The sequence below is a fragment of the Acanthopleuribacter pedis genome, from assembly GCF_017377855.1.
Classification (GTDB): Bacteria; Acidobacteriota; Holophagae; order Acanthopleuribacterales; family Acanthopleuribacteraceae; genus Acanthopleuribacter; species Acanthopleuribacter pedis.
The window spans coordinates 1-18,681 of sequence record NZ_JAFREP010000006.1 but is presented as its reverse complement, the minus strand read 5'-3'; the positions used below and the strand labels follow the sequence as shown (position 1 = coordinate 18,681).

General features: G+C 60.4%; 9 protein-coding genes. 8 read left to right on the top strand and 1 reads right to left on the bottom strand.

Translation table 11 applies throughout. From position 1 onward, the window contains the following. Positions 1-145: 145 nt before the first annotated feature. From J3U88_RS08340 to J3U88_RS08310, 7 genes are all read left to right on the top strand, one after another. Positions 146-6,829, top strand: a complete 6,684-nt coding sequence (locus J3U88_RS08340; RefSeq protein WP_207858241.1) for a type I polyketide synthase — start codon at positions 146-148, stop codon at positions 6,827-6,829. 186 nt (positions 6,830-7,015) lie between these two features. After that, on the top strand, positions 7,016-11,608 hold the full coding sequence (locus tag J3U88_RS08335; protein WP_207858240.1) for an aminotransferase class I/II-fold pyridoxal phosphate-dependent enzyme: 4,593 nt from the start codon (positions 7,016-7,018) through the stop codon (positions 11,606-11,608). Positions 11,609-11,939: 331 nt separating this feature from the next. Next, on the top strand, positions 11,940-12,257 hold the full coding sequence (locus J3U88_RS08330; RefSeq protein ID WP_207858239.1) for a hypothetical protein: 318 nt from the start codon (positions 11,940-11,942) through the stop codon (positions 12,255-12,257). Between the two features lie 117 nt (positions 12,258-12,374). Further along, entirely contained in the window at positions 12,375-13,802 is a 1,428-nt protein-coding gene (locus tag J3U88_RS08325; protein WP_207858238.1) for a hypothetical protein, read from the top strand. Between the two features lie 316 nt (positions 13,803-14,118). After that, positions 14,119-15,750 carry an AMP-binding protein gene (locus tag J3U88_RS08320; protein ID WP_207858236.1) on the top strand — a complete coding sequence of 544 codons (1,632 nt, stop codon included), beginning with the start codon at positions 14,119-14,121 and terminating at the stop codon, positions 15,748-15,750. Next, positions 15,671-15,952: an acyl carrier protein gene (locus J3U88_RS08315; RefSeq protein WP_207858234.1), complete on the top strand. Its 282-nt coding sequence runs from the start codon at positions 15,671-15,673 to the stop codon at positions 15,950-15,952. The genes J3U88_RS08320 and J3U88_RS08315 overlap by 80 nt, the downstream gene beginning before the upstream one ends. Positions 15,953-15,980: 28 nt before the next feature. Then, positions 15,981-16,667: a GNAT family N-acetyltransferase gene (locus J3U88_RS08310; RefSeq protein WP_207858231.1), complete on the top strand. Its 687-nt coding sequence runs from the start codon at positions 15,981-15,983 to the stop codon at positions 16,665-16,667. Positions 16,668-16,731: 64 nt separating this feature from the next. Here J3U88_RS08310 and J3U88_RS08305 read toward each other — a convergent pair whose 3' ends face one another. Continuing rightward, positions 16,732-17,964: a 6-bladed beta-propeller gene (locus J3U88_RS08305; protein WP_207858230.1), complete on the bottom strand. Its 1,233-nt coding sequence runs from the start codon at positions 17,962-17,964 to the stop codon at positions 16,732-16,734. 593 nt (positions 17,965-18,557) lie between these two features. On the opposite strand from J3U88_RS08305, the gene J3U88_RS35270 reads away from it, so the two are divergent. After that, positions 18,558-18,681: transposase (locus J3U88_RS35270; protein WP_207858328.1), on the top strand; the 124-nt coding region annotated here is incomplete at its 3' end.

Sequence of the window (18,681 nt, the reverse complement as noted above, 5' to 3'; positions counted from 1 at the left end):
ATTTCTTCATCTACCTCCGGTAAATTGAGCCCCCGGTCTCGCGCCGGGGGCGGCGCTCCACCAAACACCGTCCTTCTTATGTCGATGAACCCCGCGCCACGGCGCACCGCAACCGAGTCCAAATGATTTTTCGTGGGAGTCCCCAATGAGTATGCATCGCAAAATATTAGAACTCTTTCAGCAAAACGAGTTGTCAGAGCGTGCCGCCGTGGTCCTCTTGGCGGCGACAAAAGCAGCCCAAGCATCCGGCGCCAAAGCGGAACCCGCCCCCGCTTCAGCGACACCCGGCGCCGTTTTTGAAGAACCCATCGCCGTGGTTGGTTTGGCCTGTCGTCTGCCCGACGCGCCCAACGCCCGCGCGTTTTGGGAAAACCTGAACAACGGGCACCAAGCGGTGACCAAGGTACCGGAAAGCCGCTGGCCCGAATCCACCTATTTCAGTGAAAACAACAGCGCGCCGGGATTGGGTTATGCACGCTGGGGTGCGTTCCTGAATGAGATTTACGATTTCGACGCGGCCATGTTCGGCCTGACCGAAGAGGAAGCGGCGGTTTTGGACCCACAGCAACGGCTGATGATGGAAGTCGCCCGCGAAACCTTGGACCACGCCGGCTACGGCGCCGATTGCGACACCCGCCGCGACACCGGTATTTTCATCGGCGGGCGCATGAACGACTACGGCCGCGATTATTTCCGTTCCCTGCGCGAAGCCGAGGGTCCGCAAAACGTGCCGATCAACCGCGCCTCATTGCTCGGCCGCAGCCAGAATTTCATGGCCGCCTGGGTCGCCGACCGCTTTAACCTGCACGGCCCGGCGCTGGTCACCGACACTGCTTGTTCTTCCTCTTTGACCGCGCTTTACCAAGCCTGCGCCGCCCTGCGCCTGGGCGAATGCGAGATGGCCTTGGCCGGCGGCGTCGACCTGCTGATCGACCCGTTGACCTACGTCATGCTCAGCAAAACCCGCGCGCTTTCCCCCGACGGCCGCTGCTGGACCTTCGACCGCCGCGCCAACGGCTACGTCCCCGGCGAAGGCGCGGGCGCCGCCTTGCTCAAGCCGCTGTCCGCCGCCCAACGCGACGGCGACACCATTTACGCCACCATCCGTGCCGCCGCGGTCAACAACGACGGCCACACCATGGGCATCACCACCCCCGATATGGACGCCCAAATCGCCCTGCTCGACCGCATCTACGGTGAGAACGGCATCGATCCCGAAAGCGTCGGCCTGATTGAGGCCCACGGGACCGGCACCACCATCGGCGATCCCATCGAGGTCAAGGCCTTGTCCGAGGTCTTCCGCCGCCGCACCAAACGCAGTGGTTACTGCGCCATCGGCTCTGTCAAAACCAACATCGGCCACCTGCACTCGGCCTCGGGTATCGCGGGTTTCTTGAAAACGGTGATGTCGCTGCGCAACAAAACGCTGGTGCCCACGCTGAACTGCGAGGATCCCAACCCGCGTTTCGCCTTCCACGAATCGCCCTTCTACCCCAACCTGCAGCGCCGTCCTTGGAGCCAGAGCAACCAACCGCGCCGCGCGGGCATCAGTTCTTTCGGGTTCGGCGGCACCAACGTCCACCTCTGCCTGGAAGAAGCGCCCGCCGACAACCGCCCCGCGGTGAACAGCTTGCCCAGCGCCTTGTTGACCTTGTCCGCGCCAAACCGGGCGGGTTTGATCGACCTGGTCAACCAATGGATCACCCTGCTCGAGGATCCCACCAGCGCGGCCATTCACGACCTCGCCGCCACCAGTCAAGCGGGCCGCAAACACGAACAGCATCGTTTGGCCCTGGTGGTGCCCAACCGCCAGCAAGCGATAAGTGACCTGCGCGGGTTTCTGCAAGGCGCGGCCCCACACCGCGCCGACAGCGGCGCGCTTTACAGCGGCGAGGCGGGGCGTCCCAAGGTCGCCTTTGTGGTGGATCCCCGCGTGTTCAAGAACAAACGGGAAACCTTGCGCCAAACCTTCGCGGCCGTTCCCGAATTGACCGGCCACCTGCAAACGGTGTGTCGCCACTTGCCGCCGCTCCAAGGCGAAGCCATTGAAGCGGCGCTGTGCAAAGACGGCCCAATCACCGCCAACGCCCGCGAGGACATGGTTTTGTTCTGCCTGGGTCTGGCCTGCTTGCGCCTGCTGCGCGGCTGGGGTTTGCAGCCCAAACTCCCCAAAAACGACCTGTTCCACCAAAAACTCGCGGCCGCCGCCAAACCCCGCGCCGACGTAGCCGCGGTGTTCAAAGAGATCGTGCGCCAACCACTGCACCTGGAAGAGGCCCCGCTCGACAGCATTGAGGCCGACAGCACCTTGTACCTGGGTCCCGTACCCGTGCCCCACCGCATGCACACGCAGATCTTGCCCCTGTTGGTGAAGCAAGGCGCACCACTGGTTGGCTTGCATAAGTTGCTGGGCGCCCTTTACGTCAGCGGTGCCGCCATCGACTGGAGCAAGGTCGTGCAACCTGGATTTCGCCGCGTGCCGATCCCTTCAATCGGCTACCAACGCAAGACCCTGAAGGTTCCCGAACCCCTGCACGCCGGCCCAGCGCTCGCGCCACCCGCCGAACCCGTGGTCGAGGCACCGGCGCCGGTTAAACCCGAACCCGTGGTCGCGGCGCCGCCCGTCGTCGAGGCCGACACCACCAAGGCGAGTTCCACCACCAACGCCGAGGACCATCCCATGCTGACCAAGGTCACCATGGACGAGCAGCGCCGCATCACCTTCGAATGCGCCTACAGCATGGCCGACGTCTACTTCCGCGACCACCTCGTGCTCGGTTCCTCCATGTTGCCCGGTATGGCCTGGCTGGAAATCGTGCGCGCCGCGGTGGAATCGGCAACGCAACTGCGGGTCACCGGTTTCGGCGACGTCACCTTCTTGCAACCGCTGCGCATCGACCCCGGCGAAACCAAACGGGTGACCGGCATTGTCGACCCCAACAGCCATTTCGAGGTCCACGAGGTGGTCAGCGAAGGCGCGGCCGAAAAAGTGCTGCTGCGCGGACGCATCTCCTTCGACTCGCTGCCCACGGTGCCCAACCAACCCGTGGCCGATTGGGCACAACGCTGCACCGAGCGCACTTACGGCGACGAGGTCTACCGCGTCCTGCGCGAACTGGGTTACACCCACGGTCCCTTCTTCCAGAACATCCATTGGATGAGCTCCCTTAACGACTACGAAACCTTCGCCGAGCTGAAACGCGCCGAACGCACACCCGCCATGGCACGCGAACTCAAACTGGATCCCGGCATGTTGGACAGCACCACCATCGCCGCCTTCGGTTCCGGCAACGGCAGCGTGGTTCGCTCCGGCGGCCAACCCTTCATTCCCATCTTCCTGGGTTCGGTTCGGGTCTACGAGGCCATTCCGGCCGCCGCCTACGCCCAGAGCAAAATCCACGTCTGGAACGGGGAAATGAGCCGCTGCACCCAAACCATTCTCGACCACGAGGGCCGGGTCTGCGTGGTCATCGAGGACATTGTTTCCAAAAAGGTCCCGCTGACCGCCTTCGCGGGGCCGGCCACCGAAACCGTGGCCTACGAGGATGCCGCCGCGGCCAACCCGGAACCGGAAGTAGCGGTGGTTGAAGCGGCGCCACCGCGGCGCGATCCCCAAGAGGTCTTGCTGACCTGGCTGTCCGGCTTGATGGAAATCGAACTGGACGAGGACGGCGCCGAAACCGAGTTCCTCTCGCTCGGCATGGACTCGACGATGTTGGTGACCCTGACCCAAAAAGTAGAGAAAGAAGCCGATATCAAACTCTACCCAACCGTGTTCTTTGAGTACCAAACCCCGCTGGAGTTCACCGATTACATGCAGGAAGATTTCCCGGAAGCCTGTCAAGCGCTGATCCAAGCCCAGGCGACGCGGGAGGCGGCAAGCCGCCCAAAGTCGCCGGCCCCTCAACCGTCTAAGCCGGTTGCAGGGGTGGCTCCCAAGGCGCCCGTCGTGCAAACCCCGGTTGTGGCTGAAACGCCCGCCCCGGCACCGGTCAAAGGTGAAGCCACGCCCATCACGGTCACCACGGCCGAACCGGCACGGTCCGTTGAAAGCGGTGAACCGCAAGGTGCTTTTGAGGTGGCCGTGATCGGCATGGCCGGCCGCTATCCGCAAAGCGACGACCTCGACGCCTTCTGGGAACTGTTGCGCAACGGGGTCGACGCCGTCGGCGAAATCCCCGCCGAACGCTGGGATTGGCGCACCATTTTTGATCCCGAACCCGGCAAATCAGACAAGTCCTACAGCCGATGGGGTGCCTTCCTCAAGAACATCGACCGCTTCGATCCCTTGTTCTTCGGTATCAGCCCCCGCGAGGCCGCGAGCTACGATCCCCAGGCGCGCATCTTCTTCCAAGTCGCCTGGGAAACGCTGGAAAACGCCGGTTATGCGGCGCGTACCAACAGCGACACCGGCCTGTGGGTCGGCTACAGCCACGACCACTACTACGAGCAGCGCATCCGCGGTCGCAACAACGGCAGCCGCGGCATCAGCCTGGAAACCTCGATTGCCAACCAGTTCTCGTTTTTCATGAACTGGCGTGGGCCCAGCCTGACGGTGAACACCCTGTGCTCCTCGTCCCTGGTCGCCATCCACCTCGCCATCAACGCCCTGGAAAAAGGCGAGTGCAGCCAAGCCCTGGTCGGCGGCGTGCACGCGGCCCTCTCGCCCGAGTACTACATCACCATGAGCAACCAACGCGCCTTGTCGCCAACCGGTCGCTGCCGCACCTTCGACGCCAAAGCCGACGGCTATGTGCCGGGCGAGGGCGTGGGCGCCGTGCTGCTGAAGCCACTGAAACAAGCGCTGGCCGACGGGGACCGCATCCACGGGGTGATCAAAGGCAGCGCCGTCAACCACGGCGGGCGCGCCAACCGCCTAACAGCGCCCAACCCCGAGGCCCAAAGCGAGGTGGTCACCACCGCCATGCAACGCGCCGGCATTCAACCCGCCGACGTGACCTTCATCGAAACCCACGGAACCGGCACCTCGCTCGGTGATCCCATCGAGGTCAAAGGTTTGGGTCGGGTTTACGGCAAGGACAGCCAGGGCGTCTTGCTCGGCAGCCTGAAAAGCCAAATCGGCCACCTGGAATCCGCCGCCGGCATCGCCGGGTTGCACAAGGTGCTGCTCTCCATGAAACACCGCACCTTGCCCGCCGGCCTACACGTGGAAGAACTCAACCCCGCCCTGCAACTGGACGGGTTCGAGGTCAACCGCACCCTGCGCAGCCTGCCAGCCGGTAAGCTACGCGCCGGCCTGAGCTCCTTCGGCATGCTGGGTGTCAACGCCCACCTGATCGTCGAGGAAGCCCCCCGCCCCGCCCGCGTTGAGGCGGCGCCGCGTCCCAGCCACGTGTTGACGCTTTCGGCACGGGACAGCGACACGCTGGACACGCTGGCAGCACGCTACGCCGAACGGGCCCGCGAGGTGGGTCTGGCCGACCTTTGCTACAGCGCCAACACGGGATTGCGCGCCTTCGACCATCGCCTGGCGGTGGTGGCGGAAGACCGAGAAAGCCTGAGCCACGCGCTGAATCAAACCGGCAAAAAGGTTTTGCGCGGCAAGGCCAAAAGCGCACGCAAGCTGAAAACCGCGATGCTGTTCACCGGCCAGGGCGCCCAGTACCGCGGCATGGCCCGCGAACTCTACCAAAGCGATCACGGCTTCCGCGCCGACATCGACCGCTGCGCTCAGATCTTGAAGCAACGGGATCTCGATCTGCTTGATTTGCTCTTCGGCGACGCCGCCGACATCAACCAAACCGCCAACGCGCAACCCGCCCTCTTCGCCGTCTCTTGGTCGCTGGCCCGGTTGTGGTCACACTGGGGCGTGCAACCCAAGGCCTTGCTCGGCCACAGTGTCGGCGAATACGCGGCGGCCTGTTTCGCCGGGGTCTTTGACCTGGAAAGCGGGCTGAATTTGATCGCGGAACGGGGTCGCTTGATGCAATCCCTGCCCACCGGGGTCGGCGCCATGCTGGCGGTGGCGGCGGCGGAAAGCGACATCGCCCCCTACCTGGCCAAGGAACCTACCCTGGCTGTGGCGGCCCGCAACGCACCCCGCGCCACGGTGATCTCCGGCGACAAGGAAGCGCTGACCCGTTTGAGCGAACAACTCAGCGAACAAGGGATGCGCATCACCCCGCTGCGCGTCTCCCACGCCTTCCACTCACCGCTAATGGATCCCATCCTCGACGCATTCGAGCAGTACGCCGCCGGCATGACCTACAACGCCCCGCAAATCCCGCTGATCGCCAACCTCACCGGCGATTTCCACCAGGGCGCACCCACGGCGCGCTACTGGCGCGACCATTTGCGCGGCGCGGTTTGCTTCAACGACGGTGTCCAGCGTTTGGCCGAATACGACCTGCTGCTGGAGGTCGGCCCGCAACCCACCCTCGCCCGCTTGGCCAAAGCCGCCGGCTACAAAGGTGTGGCCGTCGCCTCGCTCCAGCGCAACAGCCCCGACTGGAACATCCTCAACGAGGCGTTGGCCCAATGCTTCACCCTCGGTGTCCCCATCGATTTCCACGCCGTGGAGGAACAACGCACCCGCGTCGACCTCCCCAGCTATCCCTTTCAACAGGAACGACACTGGATCGACAGCGTCCCGGATGAGGAACCCGCCGCCCCGATGGACGCGGCCACCTCAACCACCGGACGCGCCGGCACCCGGTTCGTCCCCGAAAACCCCGCGGCGACCGCCGTCGCCGTTCCCAGCGCGGTTCAACCCGCGACCCAACCGCAACCGGACGGAACTTCCCCCACGCCAAAGGTTTCGTCCAAAAACTCCCGGCTCCGCCATCCGCTCTTCGATAGCTGGGATTAACCATTCACGTCCTTACTGTTCTTCGGCACGCTGCCCGCATTTCTCACGAAATTGCGGGCACGCGGGGTCGGTTCGAGCTCACGCCGCGATGTTTTAACGAAGCCGCACTTATAAGTGATTTCGTTACCCGGGAAACATCGTTCAGCCGTCCCCGCCGCCACCAACAATTGTATTAACGAGGCGATCATGCATAAGCAAACGACCCCCAAAGTGTTCCGCAAACGGTTTCACTTCGACCGCGAGTATTTGCTGGCCGAACACACCGTGAGCGGGGCCGGCATCCTGCCCGCCGCCGTTCAGCTCGAAATGATTCTGGCCGCCGGCCAAGCCTTCTTCCAATCGCACCTGTTGTCCCTGCGCAACGTGACCTTCAGCGCCCCGCTCGTGGTTCAACCCGGCGAGAGCGAAGAAGTCGCGCTGGTGTTGGAACCCCGTGAACGCGGCTTGGTGTTTCTGCTGGAACACCAACAGGGCGACGAAACCCAAACCTTGTGTTCCGGGACCTTGTCCCCGGCCCAACCACAGATGCCGGTGTACATCAACATGGCCGAACTCTGTGACGCACAGGAACACCGCGTCCCTTCACGCCGCATCCAACAGTGGTACGACAACGCCGGCATCAGCTACGGTCCGCGCTTCCGCACCGTCTGCCGCTTGGAATACCAAAGCAGCGGCGACACGGCGCTGGCGATGTTGGTTCCCTCCGGCATGGAAGCAGGTGCCCCCTCACCCTTCCTCGTCGAACCCACCTTGCTCGACGGTGCCTTCCAATCGCTGGGCATGTTTGCCGAAAGCAACGGCGACGTGGATCGCGACAGCGCGCCTTTCCTGCCGTTCTTTATTAAAGAACTGAAGGTGAACGCACCCGTTGCCGGTTCCGTTTACAGCCTGTTGGAAAAGTATCGCCGCGAAGGCGCCGACGGTTCCCTGCTCCAGGCCGATTTGAAATTGGTTGGGCAACAGGGTCAAACCATGCTGGCCTGTAGCGGGCTGGTCCTGAAACGCGCCGCCGCCCCCGGTCAAACCGAAAACGCCGCCACGGCCCCCGTCGCCGACACCGCGCTGATCCCCAGTGAACTCGGTCCCTTCTTCCACCAAATGCGTTGGGCTCCCCAATCGCCGTCATCCGTCTCAACCAACCCCGCGGACCGGACGATTGTTTTTTGCGATGCTCAAGGTTTGGGTCGGCAGTTGGCCGCGTCACTGCGACAGCAAGGTGCCGAGGTGATCGAGGTCGAACCCGGCCGCCGCTTCCGTCGCTTCGACGCGAACCGCTTCATGGTGGATCCCGTCGACGACCAGCAGTTCAACCAACTGTTGGAGAATGTGTGGGAAAGTGGGCCGGTTCAACGGGCGTTTTACCTGTGGACCTGCTACGCGGCCGACGGTGAGGTACGCCGCCTCAGCGACTTGGAGTTGCGCATTGAGGACGGCGGTTGCGGGTTCTTGAACCTGTTGCGCACCCTCGGATCCCGCGCCAAGAAACCGGTAGAACTGACGCTGGTGACGCAGCAGGCGATTGCCGTGGAAGCCGGCGAGGTAGTGTTCCCCGAGGCCGCCACCGCCTGGGGCTTGGCCCGCGTCGCGCGCCAGGAGTACCGCAAACTAAACATCCGCGCCTTGGATTTGCCAGGAGACTGGTCGGCAGAGCAAACCGCGGCAACACTGCTGCGGGAACCGGCCGTCACCGAATCCGACGAAATCGCCTGGCGCAAAGATCGTCGTTTCGCACCGCAACTGACCCGCGTACAACCGTCCGCCGAGGGCGGTCACGCTTGGAACGTCCGTGTCGGCGGGACCTACCTGGTTACCGGCGGTTTGGGTGGGCTCGGCCTGACCACCGCATCGTGGCTCGCCGATCAAGGCGCGCGCACCTTGGTTTTGGTTGGACGTTCACCCTTGCCACCGGAGCAACAATGGTCGGAACTGGAACCCGATCACAAACACAAACAGGCCGTCGCCGTCATCAACCGCTTACGCGGCCGCGGCATCACCGTGTTGCCCATGAGCGCGGATATTACCAACGCCGACGCGGTCAAAGCGCTGGTTGATCAGGTCTACCGCAAGGTGGGCGAAATCAACGGCATTGTGCACGCCGCCGGTGTGTTGCGCGATGGTTTGATTCGCGGCAAATCGGTGGAAGATTTCCTCGCGGTGCTCAGCGCCAAAGTGCAGGGCACCTGGCTGTTGGATCAGGCCACGGCCGAATTAGACCTGGACTTCTTCCTATTGTTCTCGTCCCTGTCCTCGTTGCTCGGCAACCTCGGTCAAGCCGATTACGCCGCCGCCAACGCCTACCTCGACAGCTTCGCCGCCGGCGCTTGGTCACGCAACCGCCGCGTCATGGCCCTCAACTGGGGTCCTTGGGGCGAGGTCGGCATGCTGGCGGACCGCAACAAAGGCGGCAGTGGAACCAAGGCGTTTGTGGATATCCAGCCGAAACAAGGCATGGCGTTGATCGCCGCCGCCTTGGCCGCACCACAACCGCACTGGGCCTTGTTCCGCGCCACCGCCGAGGACAACAGCCAACCCGAACCCATGATCGCGCAGGAACCGGTCCAAACGCTTCCTCAGGAAGCGGTCCAAACGCTTCCTCAGGAACCGGTCCAAACGCTTCCTCAGGAAGCGGTCCAACCGGTTCGCCAAGGACCGGTCCAAACGGCACCGCAACCCGTGGTGCAACCGGCCCCGACCCCTGTTGCGCAACCCGAACCCGTTGAAGCACCGACCGTGTCTTCGATTTGGGAAGCACCAGGGGAAACAGCCGAACTCTTGCCCGCGCAGGATGCCGCGCTGATCACCGATCTGGTCGCACTGTTCGCCGAAAGCCTCGGGGTCACCCCGGCCCAAATGAATGAGGATTCCAACCTGCTGGAAATGGGTCTGAACTCACTGATGGTGATGGAAGTGAAAAACAAACTCGATACCGACGACATCGTGCTGGAACCGGCCGACTTCTTCCGCCACGATACCGTCAGCGAGTTTGCCGACTTCCTCAAAGCCGAGTACTCCGACTTGGTACAGCAACGCTGGGCCGCGCCGGTCCGCGCCGCGCAACCGGCACCGGTTCACATCGAACCCACCCCGGCGCCGGCACCCGTGGCACCGGTTCAGGTTCAGCCCGCACCGGCACCCGTGGCCCCGGTTCAGGTTCAACCCACACCCGCCGTCGCGACACCAACCCAAGCGCTTGTCGGTAGCGGTTCCCTGCAAACCAACCTGGAAGCGTTTTTGATTGAAGCTTTTGGCGAAAGCCTGGGTTTGCAGCCAGGCCAATTGGACCGCACCGGCAACCTGTTGGAGTTGGGGCTGAATTCGTTGATGGTGATGGAAGTAAAGAACAAGCTGGAATCGGGCACCGACCTGGAACTGGATCCCGCCGACTTCTTCCGCTTCTCCTCCGTCGACGACTTGGCCGAGTTCCTGATCGAAGACCACGCCGATGTTTTGGCGGCCCGCTTCGCACCGGAACCGGTTGCGGCACCCGCGCCCGCGCGCACTGAACCGACGCCGACGCCGGCACCGATCCCCGAACCCGCCCCCCGCATTGAGGTCCGCAAACCGCAATCGGCCTTTATGCGCCAACGGGTTTCTGAACTGAGTCAGGAAGATATCCAATCCAAGAAAGACGGCAACTACTTCTACGAACCCGTCATCTCGGAAGGTGAAGGTGCTTGGGTCCAAATCGGCGACCGCCGCATGTTGGTCCTCTCCTCCTACTCCTACCTCAACCTGATCGGCCATCCCAAAATCAACGCCGCCGCGGCCGACGCCATCCAGCGTTTCGGCACCGGCACCCACGGCGTGCGCCTGTTGGCGGGCACCAACGTGCTGCACCGCCAATTGGAAAAAACCATCGCCCGTTTCAAAGGCGCTGAGGAGGCCATCGTCTTCTCCAGCGGCTACATCACCAACGTCACCACCGTGTCCACCCTGGTGAAACCCGGCGACGTGGTGATCGGTGACATGTACAACCACGCATCCATCGTGGACGGTTGCCGCCAGTCCGGGGCACGTTTCCTGATCTTCGGTCACAACGACATGGTCGATTTGGAACGCTGCCTCAAGAAAGCGGGGAACGCCGGCAAGTTGGTTGTCGTCGACGCCGTGTTCAGCATGGACGGCGACATCATCAACCTGCCCGAGGTGGTGCGACTCTGCCAAAAGTACGACGCCATGCTGATGGTCGACGAGGCCCACAGCGTCGGCGTCCTCGGCGAGCGCGGCCACGGCATCGAGGAACATTTTGGGCTCGACCCCTCCTGTGTCGACATCAAAATGGGCACCTTGTCCAAAACCATTCCCAGCGTCGGCGGCTACGTGGCGGGCAGCAAAGAGCTGATCTTCGCCATGAAACACAACGCCCGCGCCTTCATCTTCTCGGCCGCCCTGCCGCCCGCGCAAACCGCGGCGGCGATGGCCGCCTTCAATGTAATTGAAAACGAACCCGAACGTGTTGCCCGCTTGCGGCGCAACATTCAACGCTACCTCGCCGGTCTGAAACGGATCGGTCTCAATACCTGGTCGACCGAAACCTCGATCGTCCCCGTTATCTGTAAAACCTCGGAACAGGCGCTGGAAATGACGAAACACTGCCAGGCGGACAATCTGTTTGTGCAGCCGATCATTTACCCGGCCGTTCCGATCAACTCACCCCGTTTGCGTTCGATTATTACAGCCTGCCACAGCGAAGACGACATCGACTTCGCCTTGGACGTGCTGGAGCGCGCGGCGAAAGCCACCGGATTGGTTGCCAACCCTGCTCTTGTATCTGTATAAGTCGCAGCCTCTTACGGGCTACACCCCGTAAAGGTTTCGACGCGTAATCCCGAACGTGTTGTGGTTCGGTTGGGTGGGGGGCCGCCCCACCGGACACGACATCGACGGGAGGTCGACACCCCAACAACGATGGTTGGGGGCTTTTGCCAACCCATCGTCAACGGGCGCCGGCCACACCACGTGGTGTGAACGGGCCCGACTAGGATCCGGTAAATCTGTCTCGGAGGGTTTGCCGTCCACCTCGTCGATCCAACCCGCGAGAATCGTCTCGTGGGCTAACCCGCCACCCACCGCGTGTTCTTTTCCCAATGACGCTATCTGGAGGAAACGAATGTCTGCCAATAGAAAAGCCAACTTCTTCGGTTCAGTTTTAACCGCCATCGCCTGCACGCCGAATCTCAACCCCGATCCCAGTGCTTACCAGCACGGGGTCATTGAACCCACCCGCCAAATCCGTGCCTTCATGGAAGAAGTGGGCAACGAGGATCCGGGGCCGGAGCAACGGCGCCATGTGATGGACTTGCTAAACCAAGTACTGGACACCAAACACGTGGAACCTGAAGAACGGCGTGAGCGCATCCAGGAAATCCTGGAACGCCACGACCTGCAACGCGAATTCGCCCACCTCGACGCCGTCGAGGTCCGATAACCTCGCCTCGTTCACGGAACCCCGCCGCGCCGACCTAGGGCGCGGCGGGCTAGCCCGCGGACGACGGCACAACCACTCCGAAGCAAGGGAGCGACCAAACTCCCGGAGGAATCCGCGATGAATACCGACGCGAACACCCCACTGCTGATTGAGAACCTCTACTTGGACGGCGCCGGCCTTCCGGTACCGCCCGCCACCGTTCTCGCCTACGAACGTAAGTTGACCCGGTTCATGGAAGCCGCCCCCTACACCGGGCGCACCGTGTTCTCGGTGTTGACCTCGCTGTTCGAGGAAACGGCGCGCCAGGTATTTGGACCCAGTCTTTCGGCGTTTTACACCCAGGGAACCTTAACCGCGTTCCAAAAATGGGTGTTGCGCTTTTGGCAAGTCTACCCAGAGGCGCGCTGCATCTGCACGCCGCTGGAATACATGCCGATGTTCTACAACCTGCCACGTCGTTTTCGCCATATGGTCGACCTACCCGACCTGTTCTTCCGCGAAGAAGACTTGATGGCCGCGTTCTTTGAAAAAGGGACCGCCCTCAATCGCGGATTAAGCGAAACCCAACAAAAATCCCGTCCCATCTGTTTGCTGATCTCCAGCGAACCGCGCTGCGGCGGCAAACGCCTGGACATGAACAAAATCAGCGACCTGGTCGCCAAACGCAACCGCGAGCTCGGTTTCCAGCAATACCACCTGTGGACCGACGCCAGCCAAGATTTCCGCACCCTGCGCAAAACCGACGTGTTGTGGTACTCCAAACGCCACGCCGGCACCGGCGGCGGCATGATCTTGGTCAACAACCAAACCTACGACCTGGACAACAACGAACTGCGCGAGGCCGTACGCGTCCGTTCCGGGTATGACATCCGCTACATCATTCGCCTGATTGCCTCGTTGTTGTCGATGAAAAGCCGTATGCTTTACGGCCTGACCCAACGCATCAACCAGGTGGGCGAACACGAGGGGAGCACGGGTCCGGTATCCCTGCGTGGCGAAATCAACGCCGCCGTGGCCGCCTTCAACCGCAACCCCCGCCTGCAACAAAACTTCCGTTTGATCGTCAACGAGGAGAAACCCCCCTTCGAAAACGGCGAAATGCACGCCATCCTACGGCTCGAACTGAGCGAGCAGGGTCGCGACCGTATCGACCTGTTTACCCTGGAGCAAGCGCTCCAGGCGGATCGGGTCACCATCGGCCACTTCTCGCTGGATCACTGCAACGGATCGGGTGGCATCGGTTACGACGACGTCGTCGCCGCCTACGCCGCCGAACCTTTTAACCTGCCGCATTTTGTTGATGTGGTCGAACGGTTTCAACACGAGTACCAGGACTACCTGGTGCGCACCTTGATTCCGGTCGACGGCCGCGAGAACCGCGAATGGGTGCGTGACCACTTCTACCGCGCCGTTCTCCAGCACGAGTACTACCGCATCTTCATCAGCGTGGCCCATCCACCCGGAACATTGCGTCGTTTCATCCAACATTTGGAACACGCGGTGGACCAACAACTCGGAACCCAGGACATCCGCGTTTCGGCGTGATCCAAGTCTCATAGCAAGTGGCCGCCCCTCCCCACTTGTTTTCGTCCCCCCGGCCCTTCCCGGCGGGATAGCGAATGCGGAATACCCTTGACAGACGAAGGACCGATGATTGTGGGCTTTCGCCCGCCCGGCCTCGCTGTGCCCAAATACCGTAGAAGAAACCCACCAGACGAAGGACCGATGAATGTGGGCGCTCGCCCGCCCGGCCGCGCTGTGCCCATCTGCCTCAAAACATCAACCTCAATATTTATAAACCTTTAACAAAAACTAACCGGTGTTTCGGCCACCCGAACCACCGAAGACAAAGGATAAAACGATGACGGAACCCGCAAATATCATACGCGACTTGTGTATCACCGCCGCGACCCACCCGCATCGGCCCGCCGTCGAGGTCGGCGACCAGATCACCACCTACAATCAGCTCGTCCGCCTCGCCGGTGCCTGGGCCTCGGTTTTTGCCGAACCCTCGCCGTATATCGCGATTGCCGCCTGTCGCAGCCTCACCGCCTACGCCGGTATTTGGGCCGCGATGTTGGCCGGCAAAGGCTACCTGCCGCTCAACCTCAAGTACCCGCCGGCGCGCAACCGCCGCATGATCGATTTGGCGCACAGCCGCACCTTGATCGTCGGCCGCGAATTTTACGACCAGTTGGACGACTTGCTCGACGGCCTGCCCTCGCAACGGGTTTGGCTTGAGGACGACAGCCGCTTGGTCGCCTTCCAGGCCGCGCACCATCGCCACCGCTTCGCCGTGTTGCCGCCCGCGTCAACCGTCGCGCCGGTCGTACCCTCGCTGCACCCGGAATCCCCGGTATACCTACTGTTCACCTCGGGCAGTACCGGAACCCCGAAAGGTGTCGCCGTCACCCACGCCAACCTGCGCCCTTACGTGGATTACGTGGTCGCCCACACCGAGGTGGACGAAACGACCCGTTTCTCCCAACACCCCGAGCTCACCTTCGACCTTTCCAAACACGACCTCTTCCTGGCCTGGCGCGTCGGTGCCTGCGTGGTCGCGCTGCCGGCAGCCGCCACCATGCTCCCCGGCTTTTTCATCAAACAAAAACGCATCAGCCACTGGACCTCGGTACCCTCGATCATCAGCCTGCTCGACAAACGGCGCATGCTGAAACCCGGCGCCTTCCCCGACGTCAAGGTCTCCGTTTTTGCCGGTGAACCGCTGACCGAGGCCATGGCCGCCAAGTGGCAAGCCGCCTGTCCCAACAGCGCCGTGGAAAACTACTACGGCTTGACCGAGGCCACCATCGCCATCACGCACTACCGTTGGCAGGACGAACGCGTGGGCGAGGGCGTCAACGGCATGGTGCCCATGGGCCGACTCTTCGACGGCCAGGACTTTTGTCTGATCGACGAGAACCAGGACGTGGTGGACGGCGACACCGGCGAACTCTGCTTGCACGGTTCCATGATCACCAAGGGTTACCTCAACGATCCCGACAAAACCGCCCAAAAGTACGTACGTCTCGGCGACGACGACCGCATCTGGTACCGCACCGGCGATTTCGTCCGTTACCAGGACGGCTGCTTCTACTACCTGGGCCGGCTCGACAATCAGGTCAAACTGCGCGGCCACCGTGTCGAGTTGCAGGAAATCGAACACGCGATCCAAACCATCGCCCAATGCGAAGCGGTGGTCGCGGTGCCCTGGCCCCTGGACCAGCGCCGCAAGGAAGCCGTGGTCGCCGTCCTGCCCGCCGCCGCCGAGGTTGACCCCGTCCTGCTCAAGGCCCAATGCAAAACCCAATTACCCGAGTACATGGTCCTCAAGGATTTGTACTTCATCGACCGCATGCCCCTCAACAACAACGGCAAAATTGATCGCCGTGACATCGAAAGGAGATTGTCCCATGAAAAAAACACTCAGAACGCGCGCCCAACAATTCATTCTCGCCCAGTTTCCCGAGAACTGGCAGGCGTTGAATCTTGACCCAACCCAAGTTGGCGAGAGCTTCGACCTGATCGACTCCGGCCTCGTCGACTCCATGGATTTCCTCAACCTGATCGACCGCATCGAACAGGAATTCGAGTTGTCCATCGACTTCTGCGACCTGGACCCTTCCAGCCTGACCCAACTGGGCCGTTTGCTGGACCTGATCGAAAACGCCGGTGCTAAAAGCGCCCTGGTATAGCAGCCATTTAATAATGTAAGGAGCCACCATGACCCTGATCGCCGAAAAAACCAAAGTACTGGCCCGCATCCGTCACATCGCCATCGAAGAAGGTAGCGAACAACGGCTGGCCGACGCGGCCGGCTGCCTGGCCCGCTGCTACTTAAAAGACAATCCGCTGATGGCCTGTAGCGGCCTGGAAGTGGAAGAATTCGAACCCATCGCGGCCTACTTGATCGGCGCCGCCCTGGAAAACGGTATCGCAATCTTCGCCGTCGACGAAACCCGCAACCGGGTCGTCGGCGTCTCCCTGGCGGAGGACTACGCGCACTGCGACCCCATCCGCGACATGCAGGAACTCGACCCGTTGTTCCACCCGTTGTTGAACCTGTTCGGCTTGATGGACGAACGGCTGAAAGCGGAGGAAGACGTGGCCGAGGGCCAATGGCTGTACCACGCGTTCCTGAACGTGGAGTCGAAGGATATTGAAGGCGTGGGTGTCGCCGCCGGGATCAGCGCCCAATTGTGCGAGGCGACCTTCGCCGCGGCCCGAAAGCAAGGCTTCCAATTTTGCGTCGGTCACACGACCAACCTGTTCTCCCAAAGGCTGTACCGCAAAATGGGTTTTGAACCTCGGGTCGAAATCCCGTACCACGACTACGCCTTCAACGGCGAACGCGTGTACGCGGACGTGAAATGGCACCACAGCGCGGTGCTGGGCGTTGCGTCGCTCTAACCCAAATTGAGCGAAGCAACCGGCGTGGCAGGTCAAGGGGTTGGTTTCTGCCACGCCACCCCGCTCACTCTTGTTTTTTAGCCTTGGCTTTTACGGAGCGCATCCGTGGCTGATCGCGAAGACTCGCCAAGACAAGGAAGGGATGGTCTTCATCCGCGATCAAACGATCCTCAGCACTTAATAGAGGTTGATGGGTCCATTCCTCAATTTTGGTTACCATCTGCTTTGATGAGGTATACACCAGAGCCTCGCCGTTGAAATCCTGGTATCGGGTAATGCGCGTATAAAGGCGTCTTTTCAAAAGTTGTCGGCCATCCCTTGAAAAAGGCACATACCCACGAAACCCGACTTTCACAAAAACGAATTTCGGGTGTGGGATAATTCCATGAATAGTACCGTTATAGTTGATCAAGTAATGAATCTTTCGACGATCATCGAAAGTTAGCCCCTCATAGTCTTTCATGGTAAGCGGCTCTGGAACTTGAATGGCGATTTCTTTTGCTTGGTTTAAATGATAGTCAAGCAGCGTGATCGATGAAAAGTAAGGACTGCCAAGCCAGTCCACTTGGCCCACCCTCTCAAAATGCCGAATACCAGAGCGACTAAATTTTCGTTCATATTCGAGATTCCGCTCGCCTAAGACCTGAATCAATTCCAACCGTTCAACACGGTGATCATCCCCCCAAATCACCTGAACCCGTGCGCTTTGAGCCGCCTCGTTGTCACGTACTTGAATGTTTGAAAAAATGATTTCCTCACGGGTATTCCAGTAAAAGGCCTCTCCACTAGGTAACCAATTCAACCCGGTAAGCTGTTTGGTTCGGAAGTTTAAAGTAAAACGATGCGTGCCATCCAGGGAGAAAACAAAAATACTATGTCTGTATACATCCCAAAATGCAATCTGATTGTCAAAGATCAGCGTGGCATAACTCAATTGGCTTATTTCACCAGGCCCCTCTCCTTTTCGCGCGACGACTTTGTCAAAAGTTCCATCCAGATGGTAACGGTAGAGCTCGTCACCCTTATCATTCGTGAGAAAGTAACCATCGGGGACACTTTTTAGGAGCGAAGCGTTTTCGAATAGCGCCACGTCATTCTGTTCCAAAGGAATAGCCGTATGAAAATCGAGCAACTGATCAAAAAAGCGAACTTCTGACAGCGCATCCACGTTCATTTGATTCGATGGCTGTTTTCGGGGTTCTCCGGGCTGAGCGTTTGACCACTGAATCACCAAAAAGGCCAACCCACCAAAAAAAATGCTCATCGATACAACATGTTTAATGCCTGTCTTGTTCACAGAGCGCCTCACACCAAAGGTAAAATTCATGGCAGGCCGAACCAAACCCACTCTCGGTACAATCATTTTGAAAAGAACGATAGCAAGAGGTAAACAAGGAAGGAGAGCAAAAGTAAACCTTGCAAACGGTTGTTACGCTGCCACCACACCAACAACTGCACTTCGTCCTCTGAATGGCTTCGTTTTGTTGCAATGTCCAATGTACGATCTGGGCTTCTGCCGGCCGTGGTATCAGCAGGCCAACCAAGAAAAACAACATACCAAGACTTACCAATGACTTACACCTCATCCAAAAACCTCCTAGCGTTTTTCATCAAGGGCAGGACAAGGGCAAATTTTCCACACGACTGATCAAAAACAAACTTATCAAAAAAAACACAAGGGTGTCTATTTTTTTTCATACCCCATCAAACTTTAATTCAGAACAAAAAAACACTGAACCACCGAGCCGACAACCCAGCTAGATACCAGGAGGACTAAAACCTAAGAAGCGCGATAAGTCGCGGTGATTTTAGCCAAACCTCTTATGTGTAGCGGGGCACCTCGCATCTCGGAAACCAAAAATAGCGTGATGTGATGTCCCAGCCGCTCGAATGTCGAAAGCCGGCAACAGTTTTCTGCGGAAAACGTTGTACATGGCAAGTCTTGCAGCCATTAGGAACAAAAAATCATTGTTCAGGGAGATGTATGATCGACTGAGGAGCAATAATAAAACAG

What these genes read in the sequence shown, in the direction of transcription:
- J3U88_RS08340 (WP_207858241.1), top strand. Translation starts at nt 146, where the DNA reads ATGAGTATGCATCGCAAAATATTAGAACTCTTTCAGCAAAACGAGTTG.
- J3U88_RS08335 (WP_207858240.1), top strand. Translation starts at nt 7,016, where the DNA reads ATGCATAAGCAAACGACCCCCAAAGTGTTCCGCAAACGGTTTCACTTC.
- J3U88_RS08330 (WP_207858239.1), top strand. Translation starts at nt 11,940, where the DNA reads ATGTCTGCCAATAGAAAAGCCAACTTCTTCGGTTCAGTTTTAACCGCC.
- J3U88_RS08325 (WP_207858238.1), top strand. Translation starts at nt 12,375, where the DNA reads ATGAATACCGACGCGAACACCCCACTGCTGATTGAGAACCTCTACTTG.
- J3U88_RS08320 (WP_207858236.1), top strand. Translation starts at nt 14,119, where the DNA reads ATGACGGAACCCGCAAATATCATACGCGACTTGTGTATCACCGCCGCG.
- J3U88_RS08315 (WP_207858234.1), top strand. Translation starts at nt 15,671, where the DNA reads ATGAAAAAAACACTCAGAACGCGCGCCCAACAATTCATTCTCGCCCAG.
- J3U88_RS08310 (WP_207858231.1), top strand. Translation starts at nt 15,981, where the DNA reads ATGACCCTGATCGCCGAAAAAACCAAAGTACTGGCCCGCATCCGTCAC.